10 protein-coding genes are annotated in these 14143 nt (G+C 47.4%); 1 reads left to right on the plus strand and 9 read right to left on the minus strand.

Annotated elements, in window-relative coordinates:
• The 9 genes from QP794_RS18755 to QP794_RS18795 form a co-directional block, all read right to left on the minus strand.
• Window positions 1–2349: a glycoside hydrolase family 3 N-terminal domain-containing protein gene (locus QP794_RS18755; RefSeq protein WP_285078460.1), complete on the minus strand. Its 2349-nt coding sequence runs from the start codon at window positions 2347–2349 to the stop codon at window positions 1–3.
• A 33-nt stretch (window positions 2350–2382) separates the two neighbouring features.
• Window positions 2383–3237: a carbohydrate ABC transporter permease gene (locus QP794_RS18760; RefSeq protein WP_236642230.1), complete on the minus strand. Its 855-nt coding sequence runs from the start codon at window positions 3235–3237 to the stop codon at window positions 2383–2385.
• An 84-nt stretch (window positions 3238–3321) separates the two neighbouring features.
• Window positions 3322–4251 (minus strand): ABC transporter permease, encoded by a 930-nt coding sequence (locus QP794_RS18765; protein ID WP_024632639.1) that lies wholly within the window; start codon window positions 4249–4251, stop codon window positions 3322–3324.
• 75 nt (window positions 4252–4326) lie between these two features.
• Entirely contained in the window at window positions 4327–5799 is a 1473-nt protein-coding gene (locus tag QP794_RS18770) for an ABC transporter substrate-binding protein (protein WP_285078461.1), read from the minus strand.
• A 281-nt stretch (window positions 5800–6080) separates the two neighbouring features.
• The gene (locus tag QP794_RS18775; RefSeq protein ID WP_285078462.1) at window positions 6081–7595 is read right to left on the minus strand and encodes a response regulator transcription factor; all 1515 of its coding nucleotides are present in this window, start codon (window positions 7593–7595) and stop codon (window positions 6081–6083) included.
• 1 nt (window position 7596) lies between these two features.
• On the minus strand, window positions 7597–9426 hold the full coding sequence (locus QP794_RS18780; RefSeq protein ID WP_483311925.1) for a sensor histidine kinase: 1830 nt from the start codon (window positions 9424–9426) through the stop codon (window positions 7597–7599).
• Between the two features lie 357 nt (window positions 9427–9783).
• Window positions 9784–10755, minus strand: coding sequence for a helix-turn-helix transcriptional regulator (locus QP794_RS18785; RefSeq protein WP_285078463.1), 972 nt, complete (start codon window positions 10753–10755; stop codon window positions 9784–9786).
• Window positions 10756–10890: 135 nt separating this feature from the next.
• On the minus strand, window positions 10891–12426 hold the full coding sequence (locus QP794_RS18790; RefSeq protein WP_024632645.1) for a replication initiation and membrane attachment family protein: 1536 nt from the start codon (window positions 12424–12426) through the stop codon (window positions 10891–10893).
• A gap of 354 nt (window positions 12427–12780) precedes the next feature.
• On the minus strand, window positions 12781–13074 hold the full coding sequence (locus tag QP794_RS18795; RefSeq protein ID WP_024632646.1) for a YuiB family protein: 294 nt from the start codon (window positions 13072–13074) through the stop codon (window positions 12781–12783).
• Between the two features lie 230 nt (window positions 13075–13304).
• Between QP794_RS18795 and hemQ the strand changes: the two genes are divergently transcribed.
• The gene (hemQ, locus tag QP794_RS18800) at window positions 13305–14051 is read left to right on the plus strand and encodes a hydrogen peroxide-dependent heme synthase (RefSeq protein WP_285078464.1); all 747 of its coding nucleotides are present in this window, start codon (window positions 13305–13307) and stop codon (window positions 14049–14051) included.
• The last annotated feature ends 92 nt before the right edge of the window (window positions 14052–14143 follow it).

The raw sequence follows: 14143 nt of genomic DNA on the forward strand, positions 1-14143 counted from the left end.
TTACGCCCCCTCTACCGTCAGCTCGGTGAACTGCGTATCATTCACATGTCTTCCGATATGAATATGGAATTGTCCTGGCTCAACGACAGGCGTGAGATCACGACCGATATATTGCAGCTGCTCCGCTCCAATATGGAAGGTTACAGTCTGCGTCTCTCCGGGTTCCAAATTCACTTTAGCAAACCCCTTCAACTCCTTGGCTGGACGAGCCACTCGGCTGACCAGATCGGATACGTACATCTGAATAACTTCTGCACCTCTGCAAGCCCCTGTATTGGTGACATTCACGGATACGGTAACCGTCTCGTCTGCTGTCATCGATTCCGTACTCAGCTTCAGCTCGCTGTAATCAAACGTAGTATAACTAAGCCCATATCCGAATGGATAGCGAGGCTCCAAATCCTCTTCCAAATATCGCTTGCCGCGTGATCGTTTACCATTGTAGTAGACCGGTAATTGACCCACATGCTTCGGAATGGAGATTGTCAATTTGCCGGACGGATTCACATCGCCAAATAAAATGTCCGCAATGGCATGTCCGCCCTCCTGGCCTGGATACCATGCTTCCAGAATGGCATCGGCATGTTCATCTACCCAAGGCTCGGTAATCGGACGACCGTTAATATAAACAATGACAAGTGTTTTGCCGAGCTTGTGAATCTCTTGAATCAGCTCCAGTTGTACTCCCGCAAGACCAAGCGTCATACGGTCAATACCTTCCCCGCACTCCATGTCATTCCATGAATTATCCGACACATTGGAAGCACCGGTTTTCAGATCGATCGTTCCTTCACCAAAATCACGGGCGCTTGAGCCGCCAACGACCATGATGACTGTATCGGCTTGGCGCGCAGTTTCTATCGCGTGCTCGAACCCTTCCCTTGAATCGCCCTTGATGCGGCAACCCGGTGCGTAGAGCACTTCGACTTCACCATTCGAATTTCCATCAGAGCCTTCCCCCGAATGCCCACTCTTACTAACGGCAAGCTTACTGCGGATGCCATCCAGCACCGTAGCCACTTTGGATTTCGGTTGGGGAGATGTATAATCGCCCAACTGGTTGTAGGCTTGGTCTGCATTAGGACCAATGACAGCAATTCGGCCTGCTGTTGCCGCCGACAGAGGCAGAGCTGCAGCTTCATTTTTAAGCAAGACCACACCTTCTGCAGCCAATTGGCGTGCCAGTTGAATATGCTCTTCACTGCCAATGACTTCTGCCGCTCGATCAGCATCCACATAAGGCTTCTCGAATAGTCCCAGCTTGAATTTCAGCGCCAGCACGCGGCGGACAGCCTGATCCAGTACATGCATTTCAAGCTTGCCTTCCGAGATCGCCTGCACCAGATATTGTCCAAACATCTCACCGGACATTTCCATATCAATGCCTGCCTGGATGGCCTGTACGGATGCTTCCAATCCATCGGTTGCCACATCATGCCCATTGGAGAGCATGTTGATGGCTCCACAGTCCGTAATGACCAGACCGTCAAAACCCCAATCTTTTCGCAAAACATCCTCCAGCAATTCCGTATTAACCGTACACGGGATGCCGTCGATTTCGTTATAGGCCGGCATAATGGATTGAGCGCCTGCTTCAACAGCTTTTCGGAACGGATACAGATCTACTTCCAGCAGTTCACGCCAGCCCATGTGCACCGGTCCCGCATTGCGTCCACCTTCCGAGCTGCCATAACCGACAAAGTGTTTCAGTGTAGCCGCTACCGCATCCTCTTGGTCCAAACTTTCGCCCTGAAGTCCTTGAACGGATGCAACAGCCAGTTCGCCAATAAGGTATGGATCTTCTCCAAAGCATTCCTCGGTACGTCCCCAGCGTGGATCACGTACAACATCCAGTACCGGGGAATACGTTACCGCACCGCCCTGAGCACGCGTCTCACGGGCAACCGCCCGGCACATATCACGGTACAGGTCCACGTTCCAGGTACTGCCCAAGAGCAGGGGAACCGGATAGACTGTACCGTCAATCGCCATATGTCCGTGTGAGCATTCCTCTCCGATCAGAATGGGAATCCCCAGTCTGGAATGCTCTACAGCATGACGCTGAATGAGGTTTACGGCTTCTGCCCCTTCTCTGGCAGACAGTCCATTTTCAAGCGTAACACCCGTCCATGGATCTGCACGAAGCGCACCATACAGGGAGCCTACGCCCCCGTTTTCCACCTGCTGCTTAAAGGATTCATTCAGCGTGATGTTTCCCTCATCATTCGTATAGGTCTGCCAGCCAAAGGGCTGGATGAGTTGACCCGCTTTTTCCTCCGTCGTCATTAAGCTCAGCAGATGTTCTACTCGCTCTTCCACCGATTTGCTTTTATCCTTATATATCATCATCCTTCGATGCCTCCATCTGTAGAAGTGATTCGGTTACTCTTTAACGGCTCCGACCGTCAGACCCTGTACAAAGTAACGCTGGAAGAACGGATAAGCGAAAATAATCGGCAATGTGGCGAGAACCACCATAGCCATCCGTGAAGTATCCTGCGGAATGGATTGCATCGCCGCCAGACTCATCGAGCTGTTCGCCGAGTTCTGCTGGATGAACTGGATGCTGGATTCGATCCGCATCAGCATGGATTGCAGCGGTACGAGGTTCGGATTATCGATATATAACAGCGCATTGAACCAATCGTTCCAGTAACCGAGCGTACTAAACAAACCGATCGTCGCCAGCCCCGGCAGAGACAATGGAATGACAATTTTCAAAAACGTATAAAATTCTCCGGCTCCATCGATTTTTGCCGATTCAATGACCGCATCCGGTACACTGGTTGAATAGAACGTACGCAGGATCATGATATAGAAGGCATTCATTGCAAGTGGCAGGATCAGTGCCCATAAGGTATCTTTCAATCCAAGAAGCTGGGATACGACCATATAGGTTGGAATCATCCCGCCGTTGAACAACATGGTCAGGATGGCAAATATGGAGAAAAATCTCCGATAACGGAAGCTCTTGCGGGAAATCGCATAGGCGTACAATGACATTAGAATTAAACTGACAATGGTACCCAGTACCGTGACCAGAATAGTTACCCCGTACGCTCGCAGCAGCGTATCTCCACTCTGCCAGACAAACTGATAGGCTGCGAGACTCCACTCCGCGGGAATAAGTCGGTACCCGTCACGGGCCAGTACCTTCTCGTCCGTGAGCGAGATGATGACCACAAACACAAAAGGAAATACACAAATTAAAGCGAATAGACCCGCTATGATGTTCATAATTACGTTCCAGCCATTGGATACATGATGGAAGTCGCGTTTTTTTACGAGTTGAGCCACAGTGGTTCACTCCTTTCCCTTATCCTAGAATAGGCTGCTATCTTTATCGATTTTGCGTACAACATAGTTGGAAATGATAACAAGTACAAAGCCCACAACGGATTGATACAATCCGGCAGCTGTACTCATGCCAATCTCACCGCTCGTTTTCAAGCCGCGATACACATACGTATCAATAACATTTGTGACAGAATACAACGTACCTGAATCCCTCGGAACCTGATAGAAGAGACCAAAGTCGGCATAGAAGATACGGCCAACGGCCAGCAAGGTCATAATAATGATGATAGGGGATAGCAATGGAATCGTTATATTGCGAATCTGCTGCCATTTGTTTGCACCGTCGATCATCGCTGCCTCATACAGTGACCGATCAATCCCCAGGATTGAAGCGAGATAGACGATGCTGTTGTACCCGATGGTTTTCCATAAAGCGACGAACACCAGGATATACGGCCAGTACTTCGCTTCCGAATACCACTGAATCGGCTCCACGCCGAACCATCCAATAATTTGGTTCAACATCCCCCGGTCCATGCTCAGGAAGCTGAACGCGAAGTATCCAACAATGACCCAGGATAGAAAATACGGTAGGAACATACCTGTCTGATACAATTTGGCCAACCGTTTATTAACCAGCTCCGAGAGCAGAATTGCCAAACCTACAGCGAATACCAGCCCCAGAACAATAATGGCGATGTTATAAAAAAGCGTATTGCGGGTAATAAGCCAGGCATCGTTCGTGCTGAACAGGAATTTAAAGTTATCCCAACCCACCCATTCACTCTTCATCAGACTTGCCCAGAAGCCTTCGCGGCTAAAGCGATATTGCTTAAATGCTGCTACTGTACCCACCAATGGCAAGTAGGAGAAGAAGAAGAACCAGATGGCGCCTGGCAGCACCATGAACAGCATGACTCGGTTTCTAATCAGATTTTTCAAAAATGCGGTCATATGGAGATCCTCCTTCAGGCTTGAATGAAAAAGGATCGGGCGCAACAAGCAGCGGCCCGATCCCTGAATTTACCCTTACTTATTTGCCGCTCTCCAGGCATCAAGCTGGGTTTGGGCTTCAGCCATCACTTTTTCAAGTCCGGCTTGATTGAACTTCTCAATCACTTGCTCCAAATTGTTCTCTGGGTCCAGCGTACCTGTCATCAATGCGGCCCAGTATTGCTCTTTGACATTCTGTACGGCAGTCAGTTCCGACGACACGTTACTTGAGTCAAAGTTAAAGCTCAGAATTGGAGAATTTACACCCTCTGCATTAAACTTCTTGAACTCATCCCATTTGTTATCCGGGTCATTGTTGTTCAGATACAACAACATGTTGTTACCAAGGGAGTAAGAAGGCATATCGTAGTTTTTGGATTCAGCCAAATTTTCCATGTGCGTGTCATCCACTTTTTTGTAGTGAACGCCCTCAATACCGGAATCAACCATATTGCGCAGCACTGGATCTGTATTCAACAGGTTCAGGAACTCCATTGCTTTCTCCGGATATTCGGAGTTGGCTGAGATAGCCATAATCGAACCTTGTACAGACGTGTTCGTGATGATCGCGTCACTCGCTGGTGTGGAAACTACCGGATATCCGTAACTTGCCGACCATTGATTGTCCGCGAGCGGTTGTGTCTGTGCACGGTCCAGGAACCAGTTGCCTGATGTAGTCAGGTCGTTGGTCGAACCTGTTGTTGCAGCCTCTGGCGATACATAACCAGCTTTGTAGTACTTGCTCATCGTTTTGAGAGCTGCTTTCATTTCCGGAGTATCCAGAATGTTCACAATCTTGTAATCCGTTGTATCCAGTTTGATTGCCATTGGCAAATTCTGAATGACGTAGTCATAAGGGACATAAGGAACGAAATTTTTATCCATTCCAAATGGAGTCACGCTTGGCTCATTTTCCTTGATTGTTTTGAGCAAAGGCTCCAGACTGTCTAACGTACGAATATTGGAGATGTCCATTTTGTATTTTTCAAGCAGCGTTTTGTTGAAACGCCATACCTCTTGTTGAGGCAGCTCCTTGTTAGCTGGAATTCCGTAGTTGTGTCCGTCTACTTTTGAACCGCTCAGGAATGCAGGATCAATGGTTTTAATGAGATCCTGTCCGTATTTAGGGAGCAAGTCATCCAGTTCCAGGAATGCACCCTTTCTGGCGTTTTGAACATAATCGAATCCGCCGGATGAAGTAAACAGAATGTCCATTGGCTCGCCGGATGCCACGTTAACTTGCATCTTTTGCGGATAGTCACCCCAGTCAACCATCTTCATCGTAACTGTGGCATTGATTTTTTCTTTGGTGTACTTGCTGACTTCTTCCATCACTTTATTAACATCTTTCTGAGGAGTACCGATGGTATACCAGATCAGCTCGACAGGATCCTCACCTGCTCCCCCTGATTCTGACGCATCCTTGCTTCCTCCACAGGCGCTAAGAACAAGTGTAACCGCCATCAATAATGCAAGTACGAGAGAAAAACTTTTTCTTTGTTTACTCATTTCCTTGATCCTCCCTTTTCGTGTTCCCTTTAGCTCTACAAACTAACTGCTTTAACCTTATCGAATGAAAGCATTTTCAAAAAGAAGATAAACTTAAGTTTTCGAGGTACAAATTAAAGAGAAATCAGTACGAATTCATTAATTAGTACCTATTTGAATAAATCGCTTACATAAAAAAGATATGCTGAGTAACATTTGGCACCAACGCACTGCATGCCCTTCTGTCCTCAGAATGTCTCATCCATGTCAGTCCAATGGTCCAATTGATACTCCACTGGAAATTATCCAAAAACCTTAAAATCGGTAGGTGATATTCCCACATATTTCCTAAACTGTTTATAGAAATATCCTGTCTCCCAGTACCCGACATTCCTTGCGATCTCATGTACTTTCAGATTCGAATTGCGCAGCTGTTCCTTGGCACGTTCAATCCGGTATTTGTTGATATATTCGGCAAACGTCTCCCCCGTCTCCTTATGGAACAGTTGTCCCAAATATACCGGATGAAGATGATAGTGAGCACCCAGCAGCTTCAGGGAAAGCTCTTCTGCGTAATGTTTGTCAATATGTTGAAGCACCTGGTTGACGATTGGATTCTTCAGATCCTGAAGCAGAGACTGAATCGTCTCCGTACCCACCTGCTGCAACGCCTGCACGAGTTCATCAAAGGTTCCGCTGTCCAGCACAAGACGAAGTCCACGTTGGTAAATGGCGGATTCATCCGAATGTTTGATACCCTCCAGCTCCATCTTGAAGCGAATGACCACTTCCAATGCGATGTTCTGCAACTCAGCCGGAGTGACCCCGTCGCGATGCTGTTCAAAATCAAGCCGAATTCGCTCAGCAAGCAGCTCTGTATTGCGAGACAGAATGAGCTTCGCGTACTCCTTCCAATCAATGGAGAAGGAAGAGGCAGAGCTTCCGCATTTGTCCAAGATGGCATGATCAATCACTTTAAGGTCGGGATAGATCATCACATACTGGAGTGCCTTTTTTGCCTCCTGATAGCTTGCAGGAGCATGGTGAAGTCCGCGCTTCAGACTTCCTGCCCCAATCAGAACAGTAGGATGTGTCTCACACAGCGCAGCGGACAATGCCTCAAGACAACCCATAAACTCCTTTTTCTCGTCCTCGCCTGCATGCACATTAGCAACCATGACGATATCTCCATCGATGTCATGAAATATATTCACATAGGACTTATCCTTCAGCATTTCCTCCACTCGCTCGAACATGCCGGATGTTTCCCCTTTTGCTCGCAATACAGCTACTGCAACATCTGGTGCATCCAGCGAAAGGTTCAAGAACTGTGCTCGTTCCTCGAATTCCGTAGCCGCGATCTGTCCCGTCAGCCATCGGTGAAGAATATTGTCTTTCAGAATTTGAACACCATAAGCATCATCCGTTTGAGGAGACAACGCATGGTCCAGCTTCGAAGCCGTATTGCGAAGCGTCGATTCCAACTCTTCCACATTGATCGGTTTGAGAAGGTAATTTTCGATGCCCAGCTGCATGCCTTCTTTCAGATATTCAAACTCATTGAAACCACTAAGAATAATCACCTTGATATCAGGCTGCACTTGCCTTGCTGCCCGAATGAGATCCAGACCATTCATGAAGGGCATGGATATATCCGTAATCAGAATGTCAACAGGCTGCGCCGACAAGGCGTTTAAAGCGGCCTGTCCATTGCCGGCATGGCTCACAATTTCCATATCAAATGACGACCAATCCAAAATATCGTACAACCCTTCAATGATGAACGGTTCATCATCCACAATAAATACCTTGTACATATTAAATACCTGTCCCTTCTGTATGAGGATAACGTACCCTGATTAGGGTTCCTTCTCCGAGTGTACTCTCGATCGTGATGCCGAATTCCGGTCCATAGAGGAAACGCAAACGGGTGTGCACGCTTCGCAGTCCGAACATCTGGCCTGATTCTTCCGGACGTTCCAGTTCTTCGAGAATTTCAGTCAGACGTGCAGGTTCAATACCTTTGCCATTATCTCTGACCTCAACCTGCAACACATCATCCAGCTCTTCAACAACGATCGATAATTGATTATCCGAACGTTCTGTCTGGATGCCGTGCACCACATAATTCTCAATGATCGGCTGCAGGGATAGCTTGACCACCGGATGTTGATTATGAACGGGGTCCAACTGAATCGAATACATGAAAATGTCCTTATACCGGATTCGAAACAACTCCAGATATAAACGGCAAGCTTCCATCTCATCCTTCAGTGTATAGTTTTTCTTTTGCTGAACGAGGCTCTTGAATAACACGGATAAACTGTAAATCATCTCTCCGACATCCTTCGCCCCCTGAGAGATTGCCCTCATCCGAATGACCTCAAGCGTGTTATAGAGAAAATGGGGATTAATTCGAGCCTGGAGTGCAACCAGTTCAGTCTCCTTTTGTTTGATCTCGGCTTTGTAGACGCGTTCAATATACTGATTAAGTTCATCCAGCATATCATTGAAGCTGTGCGAGATCTGTCCCAGCTCATCGTCACGGGTATCATCGATGCGCGCTGTCAGATTTCCATATTTCACCTTTTGCGTGAAACGAATGATTCTGCGGGTACGTTTGGCAAAATTAATAATGAAAAATGCCGGAACCAATACCGCAAACAGGATACATATGATGCTAATCGAAACGATAGTATTCCGAGTACCTGCATAGGCCTCGGCCATCTCATCCACAGGAACCGTGCCAACAACCACATACCCCTGATCCGCCGAGACAAACTTGTTCACATACATGTTCCGTTCCTTTTTCATCGAATCCATGTCGGTCTGATCAAACAGGGAATCGGCCACCTCTATATATGGGTACTTCTTGCCGTAATAGTTACTGTTGGAATCAAACAATACCGTACCTTTAGCTGACAGCACCACAATCTCTCCCTTGAGGTTACTTTCATAGCTATCGAGAGCATTGCCAATGCCCGCAGAGTCGAAGAAAACGAGGAACTGTCCCAAATTTCGAAGGGTCTGTGTATTGTTGATGGGCACACGAATCGCATACAGCGCCGGGTCCCATTGATTGATTTCTTTACGTATCCAATAGTTTGGCGCGCTAATATTCGGTGTCTCCATCGCCATCACGTCAGGAATGTAGGAATGAGCCACATTGGTATCCAGCTTTCTGAACTGTTTATGTTGGTTGAAGGTGGATAGATCCTGCTGCTCTGCACTATATAACATCACTTGATTGATATCCGAATTGCGATCCATGATGTTCTGAAAATGTTTCAATACATCAGCTGAGTAATCATCCTGATTCGCATAATAGCCATTTGTCAGATGCTGTACATACTCGGCGTACGTGTGATTCATCAAGTAGGTAATATTGGCTGACAGCGCCTCATTCTGATGCATGTCCCTTACCATGTTCTGCACCGATTCATACTGCTGGTGAATATAACGGTCGACACTTTCCATGGCCGCTTTCTGGATCGCCAGCTCTCGGCGAATCGTGGCGTCGGACACGGACAGGAAAATGATATAGGACAATGTAATAATCGTTACAATTGATATCATGGAGAAGATGAACAGCATCTTCATAAACATATTATTTTTAAAGAAATTTTTGTAAACGCTAACAATTTTCAAGTCGCATGTTCCCCCCGATGCTGTTTTCCTGTCTAAAGTATATCATCTGCCTTCTGACATTAACTTGTCACCCGGAACTTTTCTTTAGTTTATACCTGTGTTTCTTTAATTTCGCCCTAATTACGTCCTGGATTTTGCCATTGGCCAGCAGAATCCAGTCATAACTGGCAGATACTCAGATTACACCATACGCCAAGGAAAAGGTCATGGTAAAGGATGGAAAGCATACTATCCTACAATACGCCGTTCATTCCACCAAATATCCGACCCAAAACATTAAATAGAAAACAAACCATTTATTTTCAATATCAATCGTTAATTTATAACACGTTCACTGACAACTGATGTCGACGAATCTCAATTGGGATCGTCTTCATGATGTTTGGCGATATGGTATGCCATTTCCTGAATCCGCCGCTTCAGCTCTAGTGGTTCCCGAATGCGAATGGCCGTACCGAATGACATCAGATATGTCGGAAGGTACTTGTTCATTTTCGGAACATCGAGCAGGAACCGTGCCTCCCGATCGGTCCGTTCCGTCAAATAGTGGCGCAGATGCCAGTGGCCGCATACCGCATTCAACGTGTCAGGCTCTCCCTCGATGCGTATCACTGCCAGCGGGCCATCCGCCTCCCGTCTCTGGTTGGACTGTTCGCCAAAAAAGGAGGAAGCAGAGAAACGCTCCGGCTTGTCAAACCTCGCCTCAGTTGCCTCCAGCCGCTCAATACGGTCGACGCGAAACGTCCGCATCGCCTGTGACCGATGGCAGAACGCAACAGCGTACCAATCGTTTCTGTTATACGCTAACCCATACGGATCAACTTCACGTTCGCTGACCTGTTCCGCGTTTGCTTTGCGATAGGTAATCCGAACTGTTCGCCCGTCATTTGCCGCCTGTTCCAAGTCCCGCAACAACGGAACGACTGAAGGCGGACGCGCTGAAGAAGCCACATCCAAGCTGCTCGTCTGGCGGGATAGATCGTAGCGTTGCTCCTCGTGTAGTCCGTTCTCCACCTTCTTCAACGCCAATTCAAGTTCCTGCACATACGGATAGCCAGCGCCTTGGGCAAATTTGAATGCATCCACAAGCGCCTTCAACTCTACGGAGTTGAAGAACAATGGCGTTTCTTTGAAACTTTCCAGAATACGAATGCCACCATCATGGCCCGATTCTGCAACGACCGGCACGCCACTGGCGCATAACGCGTCGATATATCGGTACACCGTGCGGACGCTGATCTCCAAACTGTCCGCGATTTGCGCGGCGGTGAGCTTTCTTCCGGATCGAAGCATCCAGAGCATGGACAGCATATTATCCCATTTCGCCATCGGGAGTCCTCCTCTTTTCCTTGAGTGAATATAACTCATCTACACCTTGTACCATTACGTAAAAAATGATCATTTAGCAAAAAAGGCGAGTCTCCCTGATTTAGGGACTCGCCTCTTGGTTCTATATTATGAAAGTTATGAAGTTCCCTTTTGTTTGCTTGCCTGCATCTGTTGGGCAAACCTCATCATCTCTTCGAACTCTTCTTCGGACACTGCATCGCCTTCGGCACCTATGTCTTGTACAATCGGAATTTCGGGTTTGGCTTTGGTTCCTTTGCCGTATGTACGGGAACGGGTTCCAGCTGCACCAGCAGCCTGCTTGCCTTTGACCTTGGCTTGGTCACGAATGTACTGTACCGCCTTCTCGTAGGAATTCACCTGCTTGAGCAGCATATTGGAGGCAATGGCCTCAACGAAGTTACGGTTAATTCTTTGCTCACCGCCGGACACAAGCAATGCCATCAAATAGTGAATCAGTACATTAATCACTTCACCAGGCAGCTTGTAGCTGAGGTCGATTTTCTCAAAGATGTCCACCAGATTGTCCGGTACGGCACCAGGGAAAAACGTCTGAAGCAATCGGGTATAGGGCTCATTACGCAGCATCATATTGTATTGATGAATATCACACTTGGTCGAAAATTGCGGAGGCACTTCGACGTAGTATTCCATCTGTACCACATGTTCGACAGGCGGTTCACCGGAGTCCTCTTTCCGCTCAGGCTCCTCCATGTGCTGTCTTAGGGCAACAACCTTCGCTGCCTGTACGGTCTGCTGCTCATGTCGCTTCTTGGTTTGTCTGAACTGCAGGCTCGCCTTGTGTTGAAGATCATCCAGCACGAGCTGCCCCTGTGGGTTGAAGATATCATCCTCATCCAGCAAACGACACACATCCTGTACGCTGAGATTGAATTTGTTCACCACATAATTCACAATGCCGAGCTGTTCATGATCGAACCGTAATTGCTCCACATGACGACGATTGACCGACTCACGCGGAAAACGCAATATAATGTCGGCATAATTCAGGCTGTTCTCTTCGGCTGCCCCATTGAGCCCGTTGCGCTGTGCCGAAGTTGACACTTCCGACAAGGCCTGTTCCAGTTCGTAATCAATGACATGGGTGTTCAATTCAAATATGTCGTAAAAAGGAACGGAAATATTCTCTTTATTCGCTGCTGGGTAAGGCGCGTCACCACTCTCTATCGCCGAAAAACCGGAACGTAGTGAAAGTACGGCGAACTTGCCGATTTTGTCACGAAGCAGCAGTGTCAAATGCTGTGTGCGGAAAAATTCTGCCGGGGAGAGCGGGGGCTGCAGCTCATATTCGTAAATGTAATCGTCATTTTCCGGAATATACAGCCGTGAAGTCTGCAGTAATCCCACGGCTTCCAGCTTGGATGCCTGCTCCACCAAATACTTGCGTCCTTTCTCACTTGGCTCGAGTCCAAGCGTCATGAACAGCCTCCGTTGCTGTTCAAGTGGCGAATAACCGACCTGTTCACCGGGAAGATGCTGAAACAGCAGTCGATACAAGCCAACCGCAAAGGCACCTACCATTGGCTGATACGCTCCGGTAAGCATACGGTCATCCAGGGCGCTAAGTCCAAACTCCCTGTACACGCAGTAGCGATGATGTTCAGTATAATGATGCAAATTCTTCATGCGCATAGCTTGATCTCCTTCTCCCCAAAAGTATGTTTATCTATTCTATCATAAATGTCGGATCCTCAAATGTTCAAAAACAGGTAAAAAACGGACCTGTTCTCGTTCCGTTTCGTCCTAGGTCGACAGCATTCACGTTTTCGCAGAGTTGCTAGATTACTATAAAAGCTACAGCCATAGAAAACAAGTAAATCTATGGAGAAATGTTATCCAGATATATATGAGACATGTCCGAAAAATAATGCACACTTTTTTGCTGCATGGCAAAAAGCCTTCCCTTTGCGCTCGTAAGCGTTTACGACAAAGGCAAGACCTTTACGGACAATGCAGCCCAGCATTTGCTGCCCTCTGGCTAGCTGATTAAAACATTTTGTACCCGCCGAGACGAAGTTTGCGAATGGCCCAGCCACTGATGACCGCTCCAGCAAGTCCAGCTATGCCCGTCATATAGTCAACAATATGGAAAGAACCCAGATGCGACATCAGCGATGCCGTATGATCCCATAAGGAATACACGACAACAGGCAAAATAACAATAATGAACAAATAGGAAGGAAACCAGGTTGTCTTCATCAGCATATTCAGAATGAAACCGATACCAAACATCATAACGAAAAATAACACCATCAAAACCAGCACAGGTATAAACTGCATCGGGTGACGTTCACCTCTTCTTTCACTGACTCGGGTTTCTCTTACTACGGATAGTAGATAGTGTACCGCAAAAAATGTGGCGAAGCAACGAACTTTCTGGACAAATTTCCCTATAATCAGCTTCACTTCATTTGCCCTTCTGCTTCCTGTTGGGATACAATAAAGACGATAACGCATTCAACCGTCCCTTACCGGATTTGGAAATATACATTGCAGGAGGAATACAATTCATGAACGAAGCCGCATCAACACTGGAGGGCTGGTACGCCCTGCATGATTTTCGCTCGATTAACTGGGCCGCCTGGAAAGCAGCCGATGATGAGGAACGTGCCGTAGCACTGGACGAGCTGGAGGAATTCTGGAAAGAATGGAAGGAAGTCGAGAATTCCTCCCAAGGGAGCACAGTCGTGTATACGGTTGTGGGCCAAAAAGCTGACCTTGTCATGATGCATTTGCGTGAAACGCTGGAAGATCTGAAGGCCGTTGAGAATGCCTTCAACAAAACGATGTTTGCCCAGTACACGACCAAATCGTATTCTTACGTCAGCGTAGTGGAGCTGAGTAACTATCTCAGCAAAGAGGGCGAAGACCCGATGCAGAACCCGGAAATTATCGCCCGTCTCAAACCAGTACTGCCACAGCGGCAGTACATCTGCTTCTACCCGATGAACAAAAAACGCGAGTTGAACGACAACTGGTACATGCTGTCCATGGATGAGCGTCGTACAATGATGCGCAGTCACGGCATGATTGGTCGCAGCTATGCAGGCAAAGTGAAACAGATCATTACCGGTTCCGTTGGTTTTGACGACTGGGAATGGGGCGTTACGCTGTTTGCGGATGATGCACTTCAGTTCAAGAAACTCGTTTACGAGATGCGCTTTGATGAAGTCAGTGCCCGTTATGGCGAATTCGGCTCTTTCTATGTGGGAAGCCTCCTGAACGAAGAAACTTTGGAAGACATGCTCAAGCTGTAATCGTATAAATCAAAAAAAGCACCGCGATCCCTCCATTAAGAATAGGGTCAGCGGTGCTTTACTTTTTTCGAATGAATATGAAATGTTCAATA

Origin of the sequence: Paenibacillus sp. UMB7766-LJ446 (assembly GCF_030226665.1) — a bacterium.
GTDB classification, from domain to species: Bacteria; Bacillota; Bacilli; order Paenibacillales; family Paenibacillaceae; genus Paenibacillus; species Paenibacillus vandeheii.

What these genes read in the sequence shown, in the direction of transcription:
- QP794_RS18755 (WP_285078460.1), bottom strand. Translation starts at nt 2,349, where the DNA reads ATGATGATATATAAGGATAAAAGCAAATCGGTGGAAGAGCGAGTAGAA.
- QP794_RS18760 (WP_236642230.1), bottom strand. Translation starts at nt 3,237, where the DNA reads ATGAACATCATAGCGGGTCTATTCGCTTTAATTTGTGTATTTCCTTTT.
- QP794_RS18765 (WP_024632639.1), bottom strand. Translation starts at nt 4,251, where the DNA reads ATGACCGCATTTTTGAAAAATCTGATTAGAAACCGAGTCATGCTGTTC.
- QP794_RS18770 (WP_285078461.1), bottom strand. Translation starts at nt 5,799, where the DNA reads ATGAGTAAACAAAGAAAAAGTTTTTCTCTCGTACTTGCATTATTGATG.
- QP794_RS18775 (WP_285078462.1), bottom strand. Translation starts at nt 7,595, where the DNA reads ATGTACAAGGTATTTATTGTGGATGATGAACCGTTCATCATTGAAGGG.
- QP794_RS18785 (WP_285078463.1), bottom strand. Translation starts at nt 10,755, where the DNA reads ATGGCGAAATGGGATAATATGCTGTCCATGCTCTGGATGCTTCGATCC.
- QP794_RS18790 (WP_024632645.1), bottom strand. Translation starts at nt 12,426, where the DNA reads ATGCGCATGAAGAATTTGCATCATTATACTGAACATCATCGCTACTGC.
- QP794_RS18795 (WP_024632646.1), bottom strand. Translation starts at nt 13,074, where the DNA reads ATGCAGTTTATACCTGTGCTGGTTTTGATGGTGTTATTTTTCGTTATG.
- hemQ (WP_285078464.1), top strand. Translation starts at nt 13,305, where the DNA reads ATGAACGAAGCCGCATCAACACTGGAGGGCTGGTACGCCCTGCATGAT.